This is a genomic window from Niabella aquatica, from assembly GCF_054779315.1.
Map to the genome: position 1 here is coordinate 60,897 of NZ_BAAGYM010000003.1, position 17,456 is coordinate 78,352.

Annotated in this window: 16 protein-coding genes; 10 read left to right on the forward strand and 6 right to left on the reverse strand. The window is 43.5% G+C overall.

The annotated features are described in order from the left end of the window. Nucleotides 1-7: 7 nt before the first annotated feature. On the reverse strand, nt 8-1,396 hold the full coding sequence (locus tag ACYVBM_RS01765) for a hypothetical protein (RefSeq protein WP_460683890.1): 1,389 nt from the start codon (nt 1,394-1,396) through the stop codon (nt 8-10). Between the two features lie 317 nt (nt 1,397-1,713). Between ACYVBM_RS01765 and ACYVBM_RS01770 the strand changes: the two genes are divergently transcribed. Both ACYVBM_RS01770 and ACYVBM_RS01775 read left to right on the forward strand, forming a co-directional pair. Next, the gene (locus tag ACYVBM_RS01770; protein ID WP_460683891.1) at nt 1,714-3,909 is read left to right on the forward strand and encodes a tetratricopeptide repeat protein; all 2,196 of its coding nucleotides are present in this window, start codon (nt 1,714-1,716) and stop codon (nt 3,907-3,909) included. Nucleotides 3,910-3,963: 54 nt separating this feature from the next. Next, nucleotides 3,964-4,596, forward strand: a complete 633-nt coding sequence (locus ACYVBM_RS01775; RefSeq protein WP_460683892.1) for a response regulator — start codon at nt 3,964-3,966, stop codon at nt 4,594-4,596. A gap of 12 nt (nt 4,597-4,608) precedes the next feature. On the opposite strand, the gene ACYVBM_RS01780 is transcribed toward ACYVBM_RS01775, so the two are convergent. From ACYVBM_RS01780 to ACYVBM_RS01790, 3 genes are all read right to left on the reverse strand, one after another. Next, nucleotides 4,609-5,142 carry a rod shape-determining protein MreD gene (locus ACYVBM_RS01780; protein WP_460683893.1) on the reverse strand — a complete coding sequence of 178 codons (534 nt, stop codon included), beginning with the start codon at nt 5,140-5,142 and terminating at the stop codon, nt 4,609-4,611. Next, on the reverse strand, nt 5,139-6,014 hold the full coding sequence (gene mreC, locus ACYVBM_RS01785) for a rod shape-determining protein MreC (RefSeq protein WP_460683894.1): 876 nt from the start codon (nt 6,012-6,014) through the stop codon (nt 5,139-5,141). The genes ACYVBM_RS01780 and mreC overlap by 4 nt, the downstream gene beginning before the upstream one ends. Before the next feature lie 109 nt (nt 6,015-6,123). Next, nucleotides 6,124-7,149, reverse strand: coding sequence for a rod shape-determining protein (locus ACYVBM_RS01790; RefSeq protein ID WP_460683895.1), 1,026 nt, complete (start codon nt 7,147-7,149; stop codon nt 6,124-6,126). A gap of 446 nt (nt 7,150-7,595) precedes the next feature. Between ACYVBM_RS01790 and ACYVBM_RS01795 the strand changes: the two genes are divergently transcribed. The 4 genes from ACYVBM_RS01795 (at nt 7,596) to ACYVBM_RS01810 (ending at nt 10,225) form a co-directional block, all read left to right on the forward strand. Continuing rightward, nucleotides 7,596-8,558 carry a transketolase family protein gene (locus ACYVBM_RS01795; RefSeq protein ID WP_460683896.1) on the forward strand — a complete coding sequence of 321 codons (963 nt, stop codon included), beginning with the start codon at nt 7,596-7,598 and terminating at the stop codon, nt 8,556-8,558. Nucleotides 8,559-8,676: 118 nt separating this feature from the next. Then, on the forward strand, nt 8,677-9,222 hold the full coding sequence (locus tag ACYVBM_RS01800) for an RNA polymerase sigma factor (protein WP_460683897.1): 546 nt from the start codon (nt 8,677-8,679) through the stop codon (nt 9,220-9,222). Nucleotides 9,223-9,256: 34 nt separating this feature from the next. Continuing rightward, on the forward strand, nt 9,257-9,829 hold the full coding sequence (locus tag ACYVBM_RS01805; RefSeq protein WP_460683898.1) for a hypothetical protein: 573 nt from the start codon (nt 9,257-9,259) through the stop codon (nt 9,827-9,829). A 6-nt stretch (nt 9,830-9,835) separates the two neighbouring features. After that, nucleotides 9,836-10,225 carry a hypothetical protein gene (locus ACYVBM_RS01810; protein WP_460683899.1) on the forward strand — a complete coding sequence of 130 codons (390 nt, stop codon included), beginning with the start codon at nt 9,836-9,838 and terminating at the stop codon, nt 10,223-10,225. Between the two features lie 132 nt (nt 10,226-10,357). On the opposite strand, the gene ACYVBM_RS01815 is transcribed toward ACYVBM_RS01810, so the two are convergent. Continuing rightward, nucleotides 10,358-11,125 (reverse strand): MBL fold metallo-hydrolase, encoded by a 768-nt coding sequence (locus tag ACYVBM_RS01815; protein WP_460683900.1) that lies wholly within the window; start codon nt 11,123-11,125, stop codon nt 10,358-10,360. A 129-nt stretch (nt 11,126-11,254) separates the two neighbouring features. On the opposite strand from ACYVBM_RS01815, the gene ACYVBM_RS01820 reads away from it, so the two are divergent. After that, on the forward strand, nt 11,255-12,439 hold the full coding sequence (locus tag ACYVBM_RS01820; protein ID WP_460683901.1) for an aspartate aminotransferase family protein: 1,185 nt from the start codon (nt 11,255-11,257) through the stop codon (nt 12,437-12,439). A gap of 90 nt (nt 12,440-12,529) precedes the next feature. Here ACYVBM_RS01820 and fumC read toward each other — a convergent pair whose 3' ends face one another. Continuing rightward, a complete protein-coding gene (gene fumC / locus ACYVBM_RS01825) occupies nt 12,530-13,927 on the reverse strand; it encodes a class II fumarate hydratase (RefSeq protein ID WP_460683902.1) in 1,398 nt (465 codons plus the stop codon). A 144-nt stretch (nt 13,928-14,071) separates the two neighbouring features. Between fumC and ACYVBM_RS01830 the strand changes: the two genes are divergently transcribed. The 3 genes from ACYVBM_RS01830 to ACYVBM_RS01840 all read left to right on the forward strand — a co-directional run bounded on the left by ACYVBM_RS01830 (nt 14,072) and on the right by ACYVBM_RS01840 (nt 17,444). After that, nucleotides 14,072-15,148 carry a sulfatase-like hydrolase/transferase gene (locus ACYVBM_RS01830; protein WP_460683903.1) on the forward strand — a complete coding sequence of 359 codons (1,077 nt, stop codon included), beginning with the start codon at nt 14,072-14,074 and terminating at the stop codon, nt 15,146-15,148. A gap of 314 nt (nt 15,149-15,462) precedes the next feature. Beyond that, nucleotides 15,463-15,777, forward strand: coding sequence for a hypothetical protein (locus ACYVBM_RS01835; protein WP_460683904.1), 315 nt, complete (start codon nt 15,463-15,465; stop codon nt 15,775-15,777). A 2-nt stretch (nt 15,778-15,779) separates the two neighbouring features. After that, complete coding sequence (locus ACYVBM_RS01840; protein ID WP_460683905.1) at nt 15,780-17,444, forward strand: hypothetical protein; 1,665 nt, start codon at nt 15,780-15,782, stop codon at nt 17,442-17,444. Nucleotides 17,445-17,456 lie beyond the last annotated feature (12 nt).

A 17,456-nucleotide genomic window follows, 5' to 3' on the forward strand; every position in this document is an offset into this window, starting at 1 on the left:
GTAGTAATCAACCACGCTTTTTCCTGATAAGTTCTTTAATATTCAGCGTTGATGGGTTTTTAACCTCAGGCCTGGATTTTATGTTGCCGTTGCGGTTGGCATTGCAGCCGAGGTCTATATTGTTGATGCCGCTAATGTACACACGGTTTTTTTCGGCAACGGCTTTGCCAAGGTTTTTGGCGTTGGTGTTTCCCACCGCATTGATGTCGTTTTTGAGTCTGTTCAACTGGTTGATGGAGCTGTTTAGGCATCCTATTTCTGCCTGGTATTTTGCCCTGGTTTCGGGCGATGTGTTGGGTGAGGCTATCATATCGTTGTTTTCGCAGATTTTTATTTGCAGCTTCAGCTTGTGCTTTTGCACTTCATCCAACACATCGTTGCCTTCCATCAGCGTTTTCATAGCAGCCGGGGAAGATATGTTGCCGCTTTGGGCAAGCTGTGTGGCCTTGTCCGATTTTTCCTGCATTTTTCTTTCCAGCGCTATCAATTCTCTTTTGGCATTACAGCTTTCATCGGTGCCTAAGCGGTTCGCCCGGTTGTCTAAATTCAGCCTGTTCCTTTCCGAAATTTCCCTTTCGGCATTACCTCTTTCATCCGCCACATTTTCAAAAGAGCTGCCGTCAAAACATTCGTTCACATCCTTAACCTTATCTATACGGATATAATTCTGCGGGTCGGCGTCCATTGTCAGGCACAGGATTGTGTTACCGTACTCGTCTTTGTAGTAGCCGGTTCCGTACATGCCCAAGTAATTGTGCACCGGGATCTGCGATGCTTTATAAGGCGCTAAAAGATAATAAATGGCAGGCTGCGCTGTTTCCTTAATCGTATAAATATGTGTAGGGTAATTGTTGTCCGACTGTTTTTCGGCAATATCATTTTCCAGAAGATACCTGTTGCGGATTTCAAAAGTGGTGCTGATGCCCGACAAATCCTGCAATGCCGGCGTAGCCATAAAAAGACGGTTCTTTTTGCTGTCAATCTGAAAAGTGTAGGCTTCGCCACGCATGGAGAAAATGCTCAGGTTGTACCCGATGTCGAAATCCATCAAAGGCTTGCAGCTATTGTTTTTATCTTCCCGTTTGGCCACTAACCCGTGTTGCGTACTGATATAATAGCATCCCACGACAGGTTTGTTATTAATTAAACCGGAATAGGTAATTTTCTTGTTGAAGCAATGGTATTCTTTGGGCTTCAGGCTTTTTTCTTCTAAATTCCTGAAAACAGAATTGCCGCCCACGAGCGCTCCGTAAGCCGCACAAAGCGCCGGATTTTTTCTGCATAAAGAATCCAGCCGTTTGCGGTCTTTTTCTTCCTGCGCCCTTGTACGGCTTTGCGCGTAAAGCTGTGGTGTAATAGCACAAAACATTAGCAGTAAAATAATTTTGTTGAGCATCTTGTAGTTTTATAATCACTACAAAGTTTCTAATTGCAGCATTGACCTCATATAGCATAATAATGCGTAGGGATAAAGCACTACCTGATTTTGGGTTTATACTGCTCAAGGAATAAATCAAAAATTATAGTGCTGATATCATTTTCGAACAAATTTGAAGTCCGACTTTAAATCTCTCTAATATTGAAATATGATATGGGTTATCAAGAGAAACGTTTTGAAGTACTTTCATTTAATGTATCATTCCATACCAAATCTTTCACCTTTTGGCGAAGGCTTTCGCTTAACTTTATAGAATATAATTTATATCAGGAACAATGGCCCGTTACTTACTTTTCCTATTCTTTTTCATCCACTCTTTTGCCGTTTCACAAACGGTGAACGACCGCTACCTGGAGAAAAAATTAGATGAGGCAAGGCAATACCACCGGCAGTTTGAGCACGAAAAATCGGTGCAGGCGCTGGATGCGTTATATGCACAATCGGTGAAGGAGCAAAATGTTTTTGCCGCCGCGCTGTCGCTGATAAAGAAAACCCATTATGCCATAGAGAAAGGAGATTTTGCCGCACACGAACCCAACTGGGCAGAAATAGAAAAGTTGAAAACACGGGATGCGGTTCGTCAAAATATACTGAAACTGCACCTGCTGAAACTAAAGGCAACCTGGCATCAGTCCCGGGGAAAAAACTATCCCGAAGCGTTCCGCTTGCTGGATGAAGGCATTTATCTTGCCGGAAACACACCCGACTACCTGCCCGTACTGGCAGAAATCTGGTATCTCTACGGCCAGTTGAAAGCCAAAAATTCGCAGTATGTACAAGCCAACTCCTGTTTGCTGAAAGCCCTGCGTATTTACGACCAGCTGGGCGATGAAGCAACAGCCGGGCAACTGTACGGCGAACTGGCGAACACTTCCTTCCTGATGGCTGAAAAAGAACGCGCCATTGATTATGCCCAAAAGGGCATAGCCGCTATGAAAAAACAAAAAGACTACGAAGAGCTTACCGTGCAATTGAGCAACCTGGCACGGATGTACCAGCAGCGCGGCGACACCGACAGTGCCATCCGTTATTTTTCTCAATCTGCCGAATACGCTCCGCGGTCTGCAAAAAAGGAAACAAAATTCATCAGCCTGGTGGATATGGCAATGGTATACCACGCAAAAAAAGACCGCCCGAATGCACTGAAATATATGGAGCAGGCCATCGCCGAGGGCAAAAAAATCAATCAGCCTAAGCTGCACCGCTATATCAGGGTAGGCGCCATGTTTGCCGGCTACACGGGAAATGAGGAGCTAATGAACCGCTATTACGATGAAAGCTACACCATGGCGGCGAAAGATGGCGATAAAGACGCCCTGCGCGACTGGTATGCCTCGCAGAATTTTTATTATTCCCAGGTGAAAAACGACAAAGCAAAAGCCTATCCTTTCCTTGAAAAATTCCATGCTTACAAAGACAGCCTTGTGAATGAAAAGTCAAAAAAAGATTTTAATGAGCTGGAAGTGCAGTACCAAACCGAAAAGAAACAGGCCGAGATAGACCGGCTGGCTACGGAACAAAAAATTCAGCAACTGGAATTAGAAAAAAAGAACGCGCTGATAAAAGGTAATCTTATAGAAGCGGCGCAAAAGGAAAATGAGATACACGCGCTCACACAGGACAAGCTCATCAGCAAGCTGCAAATTGAGCAGCAGGCAAGATCCCTCAGCCTCGGCGAAGCAGAAATAAAAAATCTTCAGCAGCAAAAAAAGATCGCGGACCAGGAAGGCCTTATTAAAGAAGAACGGCTTCAAAACGAACGGTTGAAACGTAACCTTATCATCGCCTCATTGGTCGGAACGCTTCTCATATTCGCTTTTATGCTGAACCGCATATTATTAAAAAAGAAAATTGAGCAAAAAAACCTGTTGCTTAAAGAAAGAAGCCGCATATCTGCCGAGCTACATGATGAGGTAGGCAGTACACTTACGGCTATTAACCTGTTATCCTATGCTGCCATCAACCAGTTGAAATCAGAAACCGAGCCTAAAAAGCAAATAGAAAAGATCAAAGTCAATACGCAACAGGTAATGGAAAATATCAGCGATATTGTATGGAGCATGAACCCTGATAATGATGGTTTCAGTCAAATCGCTGTTAAAATGAAGGAGTTTGCAGCCAATGTGCTGGAACCGCAAAATATTTCTTATCATTTCAATATTAACGGCACACTTGAAAGCATAAAACTATCCACAGAAAAACGCAGGGATCTTTACCTCATTTTTAAAGAAGCTGTAAATAATCTTGCCAAATACTCAAAAGCAGAGAAAGCAGGAATTGAGTTAGAAAAACAGGATAAAAATATCATCCTGAACATACAAGACAACGGCACTGGCTTTACGCAGCCAACTGCCCTAAACGGAAACGGGCTGAGAAATATGAAAGCACGGGCCGAAAAACATGGAGGCAGCTTTTTGCTGGAAAGCAATGGGCAGGGAACAGCAATTCATGTGCAATTGCCCTACGCATAATCATGTTATTACGATCGTCGCTTCAAAATGTTTATTTTGTATAAATAACCGGCCATGATCAAAGTCGCCCTTTTTGAAGATAATATATTGCTAAGAGAACAGCTTGAAATGTTTCTTAATACCGCGGAAGGAGTACAATGCGTGGGAGGTTGGGAGAACTGCCTGCAAGTTGAGAAAATAATGCAATTTCACCAACCCGATGTGGTACTGATGGATATTGACATGCCCGAAGCAAATGGCTTTTATGGTTTGAGGGCAATAATAAAAAACCAGCCACATGTTCCGGTAATCATGCTGACTGTTTTTGAAGATGACCAAAATGTGTTTGAAAGCATTTGCCTGGGCGCCAAGGGCTACATGCTAAAAAAGTCCGCCCCAGAAAAAATTGTGGACGCTATAAAAGATGTAATGGATGGCGGTTCGCCCATGAGCCCGTTCATTGCCCGTAAAGTACTGGAAAATTTCAGCGCTATTAAAAACATGCCGAACCCGGACTATCATCTAACCAACCGGGAGAAAGACATTTTGCGATCATTGGTAAGCGGCAACAGCTATAAAATGATAGGAGCCGACCTGTCCATATCTATCAATACAGTAAGGCAATATATCAGGAAAGTGTACGAAAAGCTACAGGTAAACTCTATGAACGAGGCGGTAGCAAAGGCGATTAAGCAGAAAATTATTTAGCCGGCACTTCTTTTAAGCCGTATTAGACCTGAACTTTAGCTTTCTCGGGAAGATAAGCTCTGCAATGAGGATCATTAACATGCTTATAGCAGTTGTAATAATAATCTTCATCAGAAAGTGGATAAACGACCCAAAAGAAAGCCATTCCAGCAACAACAGATAAAAATTATGGCAGAACGAAAGTATCAAAGCATAGAGCAGGTAAGCATTCCAGCCCATAGCTTTAGGAGAAGGCTCTTTATAACTAAATTCTGTCGAATCCTTAGGTGCAAAAAGGTTAATGATAAAGGGCCTCAGGAAAGCAACCAGCACACAGGCTGCTGCATGCAGGCCGGGCGTCATGGTATAATAATCCACACTCATACCCAGCAAAAAGCCCAACACCAGCACCCATCCTTTTTTTATATAAAAGGGCAGCCATAAAATAAACAGGAAATAAATATAGGGCGTTATCAACTGATGCAAATTCGGTATTACGTTAAGTACATATACCTGTAAGAAAACAAACAGTATAAAGCGTATGATATTTCTTACCAGGTCGCTCATTTGCTTCCTCCTTTTTTATCTACCATATCCTGTGTTTCCCTGTTCAGTGATTGCAGCTCATTATAGTTTACATTTTCTACTACAAACACCTGCTGCATATCGGTTAAATTGGCAGCAGGTTTTATTTTTAAGATAAAGAAATTGCTGCTTTTATCTCTCAGCACCGTAGAAACGGTGCCTACCATTTTTCCGGGTGGGAAGCTCAATGAAAAATTACCGGTAACTATTGTATCGCCTTTTCTAACAGAATCAGTTTTGGGTATATTGAATAAAGTGAGCTCCCGGGGCGACTTACCATCCCAGGTTAAGGTACCCGCGCTGCCTGTTCTTTTCATTTGCACATTCAGTTTGTTCATTACGTTTAACAGGCTCATTACTTCGCTGAAATTTTTACCGGTATTAATTACCTTACCCACTAATCCTCCATTCGAACTAAAAACACCCATATCATCTGCAATACCGGAGCTGCTTCCGCGGTTGATCTGCAGGTAGTTTTTATCGCTTCCGGCAGTGGAATATAAAACCTGTGCACTTCTCCAGATATACTGCCGCATTCTCCCCGAAGTATCCTTCGTAAGCGAATCGCGCACTATTGTTGTACCCGAATCAACAGGTACAAAATTGGCACTCAGCAGGTTCATCAGCGAATCATTCAGCCGGTGCACACGCCGGTTCTCTTCCTGCATGGTAAAAAAATCCTCCAGCGCATTGTATTTATTATTGAAGTAGGAAGTGATCCCTCCTGCAAAACCTAATCCTTTTGCCCGGTGAGAACGGTTGTACGTAAAAAGAAAATACAGGGAGATGATCTGTAATACCAGGAACAGAATGAATACTGAAAAACGCCGGATGAATAAAAAAATATTACGCACCGAATGATTGAATATTGGCTATTGAAATATTAGTTGACAGCGAACGGTTGACAGTTGGCAGTGTTTCTCGCTTGTCCTTTCATCAGTCATTTATCAACTGTCATCCCTGTTATCTCATCACAAACGGGTACCTGTCGTAATTCTGTAACGCGATGCCCGTACCTCTTACCACACTTTTAAGCGGGTCGTCAGCAATATGAACAGGAAGCTTTATCTTCTGGCTCAATCTTTTATCCAGGCCTCTCAATAAAGCCCCACCACCGGTAAGATATAAGCCCCGGCGATAAATATCGCTCGCCAGTTCAGGAGGTGTTTGTTCAAGCGCCTTTAAAATAGCTTCTTCAATTTTAAAGATGCTCTTATCCAGCGCCTCGGCTACTTCCTGGTAGCTTACCATAATTTGCTTGGGAATACCCGTAACCAGGTCACGGCCGTTTACAGGAATATCATCCGGTGGGTTATCCAGGTCTTTCATAGCGGCGCCGATCTGTATTTTGATCTGTTCAGCCGTACGCTCACCTATCAGGAGGCTGTGATACCTCCTCAGTGCTTCCATAATATCTGCTGTAAACTCATCGCCGGCAATGCGTATGCTCTGATCACATACAATACCAGCGAGCGCTATTACCGTAATACCGGTAGTACCACCGCCTATATCAATAATCATATTGCCAATAGGCTCTTCCACATCAATACCAATACCTAATGCTGCAGCCATAGGCTCATGAATGAGGTACACTTCTTTGGCGCCTGCCTGCTCTGCACTATCCCTAACAGCACGCTTTTCCACCTCGGTAATGGAGGAAGGAATACAGATCATCATCCTCCAGCTAGGCGGGAACAGGGGTTTTTTAGGATACACCAGCTTAATCAGCTCTCTTATCATTAACTCGGCAGCGTTAAAGTCTGCAATGACGCCATCCTTTAAAGGTCTTACGGTCCGGATGCTTTCATGTGTTTTTTCGTGCATCATCAATGCACGTTTCCCTACTGCTAAAACCTCTTTAGGGTTATTACGGTTTAATGCTACTATACTTGGCTCATTTACAGCCACTTCTTCATTATGTATAATAAGGGTATTTGCTGTACCCAGATCCATTGCTATTTCCTGTGTAAACCAGTTAAAAAGTCCCATTCTGCTATATATTCAAAATTGTGTTGGCAAAGGTGGAGAAATTACCCGAAAGTAACAAAGCAAAAGCACAATTCAGGCTATTTTTGGGGATAAACTTATTATTAACAGAATTTTTAATGAATGATCACCCGGCATTATTTTGTGCAGACTTCTACCTCCCGGTTCATAAATATTGTATTTAAAAAACTCCTGGGGTATCATCTATAATTTTTTCTGCAATTATGTATAAATTGAAATTCACTGTGCTTTATTTGCCAGAAAGTTCCTGCTATTTTTATTTTTTAACTTAACCGCCAGGGCGATTGATTAATAAGCCCGAAACGCGGATGCTTCAAATAGCATTTCCAGCCATGTATTTATTCATTTTTCACCAGATATCACTTTTAATGGATTGGGTTTTTTTCAGTACGTTTGCCGGAATAACAAAATTTTTAAACCAATAAAAGATGGCTTTAAAAGATATCCAATCAACAGGAAGTAAAGACACCCGCAGCGGGTTTGGAGACGGCATTGCAGAAGCTGCCAGGAAGAATGAAAATATAGTAGCGCTTACAGCCGATTTGCTGGGCTCGATGAAGTTAAACCAGTTTATTAAAGAGTTTCCCGAAAGGTTCATCCAGTGTGGCATTGGCGAAGCCAACATGATGGGCGTAGCCTCCGGGTTGGCCATCGGCGGTAAAATACCTTTTACTACTACGTTCGCTAACTTTAGCACAGGACGGGTGTATGATCAGATACGCCAATCCATCGCCTATAGTGGAAAAAACGTTAAGATCTGCGCATCGCATGCCGGTGTAACCCTGGGTGAAGATGGCGCTACCCACCAGATCCTGGAAGATATTGGCATGATGAAAATGTTGCCCGGCATGACCGTAATCGTTCCTTGCGACTACACACAAACCAAGGCGGCCACCAAGGCTATTGCCGAATTTCAAGGGCCTGTTTACCTGCGTTTTGGCCGTCCCAGCTGGCCTATTTTTACCAATGAGGAAGATTTCCAGATAGGCAAGGCCCAATATTTTTCAGAGGGCACCGATATTTCTATTTTTGCCTGCGGCCACCTGGTTTGGAACGCTATACAGGCCGGTGCCGAGCTGGAAGCGAAGGGCATCAGCGTGGAAGTGATCAATATACATACCATCAAACCCCTGGATGAAGCCGCTGTGATCAGTTCTATCCAAAAGACAAAATGTGCGGTAACCGCTGAAGAACATAATATTATTGGCGGCCTGGGAGATGCTATCGCCCAATGTGCTGCTAAAAACTTCCCTGTTCCTATTGAGTATGTTGGCACTAAAGATACTTTCGGAGAAAGCGGAACACCTAAAGAACTCCTGAAAAAGTACGGCATGGATGTTTCAGATATTATTGCCGCCGCCGAAAAAGTTATGGCCCGCAAAAAAGCATAAAAAGTTTACATCTGATATAATATAATAAGCCCGCGCTGAAGTGCGGGCTTATTTTTTACTATTTGTAAAGATCATTGGTTAAACCTTATCCTGTTTTTAAAGTCATATACAATTTTTAATGAAGGCGCAGCATATTCCCGACGATGAACTTCTATCACTTTTTCGTAACCCAGGTACGAAACACAGCGCTTTTTCAAAAATAGTTGACAAATATAAAGAAAAACTATACTGGCATATACGCCGCCTGGTAGTCGGGCATAATGATGCTGATGATGTATTACAAAATGTTTTTATAAAAATGTGGAACGGGCTGGATAATTTCAGGGAAGAAAGCAAATTGTTTACCTGGTTGTACCGTATTGCCAGCAACGAAAGCATCACGCACCTGAACAAACTAAAGAAAGCCAGATCCTCAGCATTTGTTGTGAGCCTGGAAGATACCATAAAAGCGGATGAATATTTCGATGCCTCACGGCTGGAATGGAAGCTGCAACTGGCCATACAAACGCTTCCCGAACAACAAAAGCTTGTTTTCAGCCTGCGCTATTTCGATAATATGCCATACAGCGAAATGAGTGAAATATTAGCGGTTTCGGTAGGTGCCTTAAAGGCAAGTTACCACCATGCCGCCAAAAAAATAGAACACTATATTTTGAATCATTAAACTTTCTTAAACCCTTTTTGTCTCAGATAGAAAGATGGATGACAAAACGCATATATTAAAAATATTACGTAAAGAGGGCAAGGCTGCAGCAAACACGCCCTATAAAATACCGGAAAATTATTTTGAAAGGTTCAGTGAACGCCTTCTTAAAAGAACCCGGGATGGCATTGAAAACATAAATGAAGGTGTATTATTGAAGGGGATATCAAAAGAACCTGTTTTTCAGGTACCGGAAGGTTATTTCCAGGAGCTGGAGAAAATCATTACGGGTAAAATCACCGGTGTACCTGCAGCCCGTGTTTTTTCTTTAAAAAAATGGTATAAAATAGCTGCAGCAGCTGTTGTTGCAGTTCTGGTAACGTGGGGAACCATAGAATATTCCGGCAGGAAAGATGCTGCTGCTGATGCCAGTATTTCAATAGCTACTGTAGAGAGCTTAAGCAGCCTTGAGCTTAAAGATTTTGCCGAAGAGGCATCAAAATCTTCTTTCTATAATGAGAACAAAAAAAATATTGTTGACAATGATCAACTTTTTATGGAAATAAGCAACCAGGAACTTCACAGCTTTCTAAACGAAAATACCGGTTCCGGCAGTGAGCTCTTTTAATAAAAAATGAGAAAAATAAAAAACATATTATTCGTTGCTATCTCTTTTTTGAGCGTGTATTGCCCGGCTCATGCACAGCAAAAAAAGCCGTCAAAAATTGACAAGATATTCTTTCAATATGTTAGCCAGACGCTGGACCTAAAACCCGCAGAGGCAGACCAGATGCGGCCTTTGATAAAAGATTATCTTGAAGAAAGAAAAAAAATTGCCATCGCCTACAGCGACCCGCTGGAACGTGAACAGAAGATCCTGGACCTGAAAATATCTTCCCGCAAACAGATGGCCGGCATCATTGGGCTGCAACGGGCGAACTCTTTTTTTGCGAGCGAGCAAAGCTTCAGGCGAAAGGTAAGGGAGGAGCTCAGGCAGAGAGACGGCGAAAAAAAAATTCATTAATGTTTCACCTTTTATTTCTAATAATTTTTTTTCTATTAATGTATTTCCTAAATTTGCACTTGGTGTTTTTCATAGGTTAGCAACGGCCAGCTCTTTTTAGGGCAGGCCTTTTTTCTTTTTTTAAACTTCTTTTTAGCCAACCAACTGTTTTACAGGTGTTTTTAAATCATGATAAAACAGGAACTGCCAACCGCTACCCTCGCGCATCCATTGCTCTCTTAACTGCATGGCTTTTTTCCCATTGTAATCATACTTGGCAGCAAAACGGGTTTTCATCTGCGAAAGCTGGGGCGCATCGTCAGCCCCAAAAAAAACAGTTTCATCTCCTTCTTTAATCCATATAACCCGGTGAAACTTTGAATGTGCGCCTGTGACCTCGTAGCTGATTCCCTCTGCTATGGTTCCCTTTTCTGCTTCCTGCAGCACTATATGCTCTGCGGAGCGTAAAAATTCAAGGATATCCGTATCGTACGAGGTTCCTGCTTCAAAAGCATAGTCGAGCTCCTGCTTTTGTATATCATAAATGGCATTTTCAAAAGCCAGATGCTTTGTATAGGGATTTATCAATCCTCCCGCATGGTCTTTATGCAGATGGCTCATAATAACCCTGGTAACATCACCGGCATTAATGCCATTATCCTGCAGGTTTTTATACAGCTGAAAGCGCCCCTCTTCATCTGTAAGCCCGAGGCCTGTATCCAGCAAAATAACATCTTCGCTCGTTATAACCACAAAAGGCTGGATCTCTACCAGCAGGCTGCCCCGGCCACGGTCTGTTATCTCATCCTCGCTTAATTTAAAGGGAACAAATTTTTTAGAGGCATCAACAGTAAAGCTGCCTTCGGATAAGGGAATAATCTTCATGCGGCAAAAATAATTGTAATGAACCAATTCGCTCATTTGATAATGTGCTAATGTTAATGCCCGTATGCCAATTAGTTGTAAAGTGCAGGGTTGCTTTCAGACTTCCGAACCTTCCGCCCTTCGCACATCCGACTATATTCCCAAACCGCTTACCTTCGCCACAGAATGAACCAGCGGGAACTTTTTTTAAGACACGTGGCACAAACATCTGCCGCGCCTTTAGCTATTGAAATTGTTAAAGCAGAGGGTTGCACTCTTACCGACAGCAAGGGCAAACCTTATATTGACCTGATCGGCGGCATTAGCGTGGCCAATACAGGGCACCGCCATCCTAAAGTGCTGGAGGCTATACACCAGCAATTAGATGCCTATATGCACATTATGGTGTACGGAGAATTTGTGGAAACGCCGCAGGTACAGTATGCCACTAAGCTGGCCGCATATTTACCGGCGTCGCTTAACGCGGTTTACTTTACCAATTCCGGTGCCGAAGCAGTGGAAGGCGCTATGAAGCTGGCCAAGCGTGCTACCAACCGCACCAAAATCATCGCCTGCGAAAACTCTTATCATGGCTCAACACAGGGCGCCCTCAGTATTATGGGCAGCGAATACTGGCGCAATGCTTTCAGACCACTATTGCCGGCCATTTTGCATCTGCCCTATAACAGCCAGGAACTCGTAAATGCCATTGATACCGATACCGCCTGTGTTATTTTAGAAACCGTACAGGCCGAAGCAGGCGTTATAGCACCTGGTAAAAGCTGGTTACAGGCTGTAAGAAAAAAATGTACTGAAACAGGTACCCTTTTAATACTGGATGAAATACAAACGGGGTTTGGAAGAACCGGTAAGCTGTGGGGGTTTGAGCATTTTGATATAATTCCTGAAATAATATTATTAGGGAAAGCATTAGGCGGAGGCATGCCCTTAGGGGCTTTTGTGGCAGATAAAGCCCTGATGATGGAGCTGGCAGACAACCCGGTGTTGGGGCATATTACTACTTTTGGAGGCCACCCTGTTTGCTGTGCCGCGGGCCTTGCAGCGCTGCAAGTATTAACAGGAGAGCGGCTTTTGGAGGCCGTTCCTCAAAAAGAGCAGCTCTTTATGGCTCTATTACAACACGAACAGATTAAAGCGGTACGGAGTTATGGTTTACTAATGGCCGTGGAATTTGAAGATTTCGATACCAACAAAAAAGTGATTGATGCTATTATTGCCAATGGCGCTGTTACAGACTGGTTCTTATTTGCATCGAATTGTTTACGCATCTGCCCGCCGCTTACTATTACTGAAGAGGAAATAAGAACGGCCTGTAAGATCATTACAGGTGTATTGAACCAAGGCGTTTAATGCTGACAGGGTTGAATTGAAAAGCCACGAACACACATCTTTTCTGTGCATTCGTGGCTGATAATGAATGAAATCCTATGTGCAGCGCTGTTATATCTTACCTACCATCTTAGCAGGCACTACCCATTCGTCAAATTCTTTATCCGTAAGATAGCCCAGCTTTAACGCCATCTCTTTCAGCGTGGTTCCCTCTTTATGCGCTTTCTGTGCAATTTCGGCCGCTTTATAATAACCTATTTTTGTATTCAGTGCCGTAACCAGCATCAGCGAGTTGTCTACATGCTTTTTAATATTTGCCTGTATCGGCTCAATCCCTACGGCACATTTATCATTGAACGAAACACATCCGTCACCGATCAGCCGGGCACTCTGTAAAAAGTTAGCGATTATTACCGGTTTAAATACATTCAGCTCAAAATGCCCGTTAGCGCCCCCTATGTTAATAGCTACATCATTACCCAATACCTGGGCAACGATCATGGTCAATGCCTCGCACTGGGTAGGATTTACTTTACCCGGCATAATGGACGATCCCGGTTCATTATCAGGAATAAAGATTTCGCCTATGCCACTTCGGGGCCCGCTGCTCAGCATACGGATGTCGTTGGCAATCTTCATCAGGCTAACCGCTACTGTTTTTAATGCCCCATGTGCTTCTACTATCGCGTCATGCGCAGCCAGAGCCTCAAACTTATTATCTGCGGTTCTAAACGGAAGTTTAGTAAGCTTCGCAATTTCAGCAGCCACGCTTACGTCATAACCCTCGGGTGTGTTAATACCAGTACCTACGGCTGTTCCGCCCAAAGCAAGTTCACTAAGGTGTGGCAATGTGTTTTTAATGGCTTTCAATCCATGATCGAGCTGGGATACATAACCGCTTATTTCCTGTCCCAGGGTTAAAGGTGTGGCATCCATAAAGTGGGTACGGCCGATCTTTACCACTTTCATGAACTGCTTACTTTTCTTCTTCAGGGTATCGCGCAGTTTTTCAATACCGGGTATCGTCACTTCTGCCAGTATCTTATACGCTGCTATGTGCATAGCAGTAGGGAAAGTATCGTTACTGCTCTGGCTTTTATTCACATCATCATTCGGATGTAAAGTTTTCTCCTTATCCGTAAGCTTACCGCCATTCAATACATGGCCGCGGTAGGCGATCACCTCGTTCACATTCATATTGCTTTGTGTACCGCTGCCGGTTTGCCATACCACCAAAGGAAACTCATTGTCTAGTTTTCCTTCCAGGATTTCATCGCATACTTTACCGATCAGCGCGCTTTTTTGCTTCGGCAGCACTTTAGCTTTTTGATTGGCTATGGCAGCGGCCTTCTTTAAATAGGCAAAGGCCCTGATAATTTCTTTTGGCATTTTATTAATGTCCTGCGCAATCTTAAAGTTCTCAACAGAACGCTGAGTCTGGGCGCCGTAAAATGCAGCAGCAGGTACTTTCACTTCTCCCATCGTGTCTTTTTCAATCCTGAAATCCATAATTGTAAATTTTATTAAATGAGTAGCCCGCAAAGGTATTGTATTGCCTGATTGAAGCCGTATTTTTTTGTGCAAACGATTGAATGAGCCGGGCTAAATACTATTTCATACTTTCATTCAAACGATTTTCTAAATTTGTTCCCAATGAAAAATAAACTCTTACTTATTACGTGCATTTTGGTAATGAAAAATATAGCTCATGCACAGGTAGAAAATATGATTATTGTGACCACTGATGGCTATCGCTGGCAGGAGCTGTTTGCAGGAGCAGATACTGCTATTGCCAACAACCGACGCTTTAATGAAGGAGACAGCGCTTATATTTATACAACCTATTGGAATGCCGATCCTTCAGAAAGCCGAAAAAAACTGATGCCTTTTGTATGGAATACTATTGTAACCAAAGGAAGTATTTACGGTAACCGCCATGCGGGCAATAAAGTAGATGTCACGAATCCTTACTGGTTCAGCTATCCCGGCTACAGCGAAATATTTACCGGCTATGCCGACCCTGCAGTTAATTCTAATAATTATAAGCCCAACCCCAATACTACATTGCTGGAGTTTTTAAATACGCAACCTAAATTCAGAAATAAAATAGCAGCTTTTGGCGCCTGGGAAGCTTTTGACAGGATTCTCAACCAGCAGCGCAGCGGCCTGCCGGTATTCAGCGCTTTTGATACCGTAAATGGTAACCTTACCTCCCGACAACAACTCATCAACCAAATGCTGCTCAATTCTTATCGCCCCTGGAAAGACGGGGAATGCCTTGATGTATTTACGCATTATGCAGCTATGGAATACCTGAAAAGCAAAAAACCTAAAGTACTGTTTATTGGCTATGGCGAAACAGATGAGTGGGCGCATCATGCCATGTACCGCAGCTACCTGGATGCTGCCCGGCAAGTGGATAAATGGCTGGCCGAAATATGGAATTATATACAATCTGATCCTGTTTATAAAAACAAAACCGCTTTATTCATTACTACCGATCATGGCCGGGGCGATGCGGTTAAAAGCCAGTGGACCAGCCACGGCAGCAGTATCAAAGGCGCTAACGAAACATGGTTCATGGTAATGGCTCCCGGATTACCGGCAAAAGGTGAAGTAAAGACCGATGCACAGTATTACACCCGGCAGATGGCGCAAACCATAGCCTCTTTATTAGGCACCACCTATAAAGCCAGCCACCCTGTAGGGGAAAAGATAGCGTTGAAATAATTTTGCTGCCATGCAGCGTTACAGATCCGCTATGTAAGACAAAAAGTAGGCTTACGTTTACAGTAATGCCTCTCACAGAACTGCACAGATATACCTGTATAACTCCATGGCATCTGAGAAGCTTCCATGCACAAAATTATCCTATGGGCATTATAAGTGCGGGGCATCCTCTAAATGTCTCTGTTTTATTTAATATGCTCATAAAAAATACGGGGAAAATACCCCCTTTGGGCAATCTTTACCCACTTACCTTTGCAGCAGCTTTTCAACTACTGATTACAAACACAGTATATTTTTTAAATTGATAACCATTCATGAAAAAACTAACAGCTATCCTCACAGCAATCGTCTTGCTCTCGGTCGCGGTTTCCTGCAAAAAAGCAGAGACCTCCCAACCCGAACCTCAGCCGGCTGCTGCAAAAAGCGGTGATTGCCGGAAAGGGGATTTTGTATTTAGCCTCTCCAACCTGCGGAAGCTTACACATGCCCGCTCGGTAAATGGCGGCGAAGAACAAATTATACCGTCTCATTTATATGTAAGATTTAAACCTGTTACGCAGGAGCATATTAATGCTATAGAAGAAAAGAAGATCCCTACCTATCCCTACCCCTGGCAACAGATTCTTTAGATGTGAGCAACCCTGATTACAGTACATTATATACATTTTTACCGATAAGCAAGGCGTTGCCAGACTGTCCTTACGAGATACTGGATACGGTAATGATGCTGATGCCCGAAACTGCCGGAGTAGCGGCTGCCTATGCAGTTGCCGGCAAAACCGGCAAAATACCCCTCATGAGCGATGGTGCAACTCTTCCCCGCTCCCCCTTGCACGACCTTACACCCATGCCCTGCGATCCCTGGGCCGATCCCAATGATTATGAAAATCCCTCAAGTATTTGCGATGATGCCCCGCCACCTGCCGAACCACCCACTTCTCCCCAGTCACCATTGAGGCCGGCCGAGGACCGGCCCATGCCCAACACCGTTTCTTTTAACGGTTGCGTCATGAATACAGACGATAATTACCCAAGCGGCAGAATAACCGTTGAGGAAACCCAGTGGGGCAGCGGAGCGCGTGAAGGGGTAGCTGATGTAAGAATTGAAGTATTAGGCCCCAATGGCCAGCGGGTGATAGCCTACACCAACCGTTATGGCTGCTTTAAAGCCACGGGCGCTATAAGAGGATATAAAATTCCAAGGCCTTTTGCTCCGCCAAGCCTGCTGCCTGTAATTTTGAATGTGATTTTCAAGAGCGACAGGAAAGAAATAAGAGGTCTTAACAGGACAGTTCCCTATCAGTACACAAAACCATTATTACATATATGGGGTAATATTGCTGATCGTATGAACAATGCAGATGTGCATTACGACAGGCAAACAGGAATAGACGATGAAGGCACCAAGCAATATGTAGCGGCTACCGTAAACAATGCTTTGTATGATTTTGATGAGTATGCAGCGCAGGATGGCATACTGCCGCCGCCTGATAATATTAAAATATTAGTAACCTGTTTTGCCGAGGCTGCCTCTGCACCTATGCTGCACGATTTAAAAAGCAGGAATGTGTGGGACGCCGCGGCGATAGGCAATTATTTAAACACCCGCGTAGGCGGCCTGGGCGGCATACTGGCACCCAGCGCGCCTGATATTATCATTGGCTACAAATATGACGGAACCTCTTCGGCCGATTTTGCTACCGATAAAATAAAAGAAACAGCGTACCACGAGTTTGCCCATGCCAGCCATTACCGAAAAACAACCACTGAAATGTGGATTGAAAACATCAGGTTTATTGCAAATTACGGGGTGGGCAGCGGCAATATTTATGGCAACGCAGGCGACCCCGGCGTAGAACGTACCGATCTTATAGAAATGTGGGGCTACTTTATGGGCAGGGAGTATGCGCACAGGAGGTATGGGCCTAATGCACATAGCCCAATAACTTCTTTTTTTACTAACCCTGGCGCACCAACATTTGAGAATAGCTGGTATGCAGCCGGTGAAAATGGTGGTACGAATCGGCGATTATTTGATTGGGTGCATATTCCATCTTACTTTTTGAACGATATACTTGATAACAACATGTATAACACTCAAAGATCGCTGGTAGAAAACCCTTCAGTTGCAATTGATAGCATTAGTAATTTTAAGATTGCATCCATATATGGATTTCTTGATGGAAGCACAACAAGCCCGACTATACTAATGAATAAACTTGCGGATCAAATACCTTCAAATGACGGGAACAATATTGCCAATTTTAATTTACTTCGCTCTTATTATGGGTATTAAAAACCGATTAGT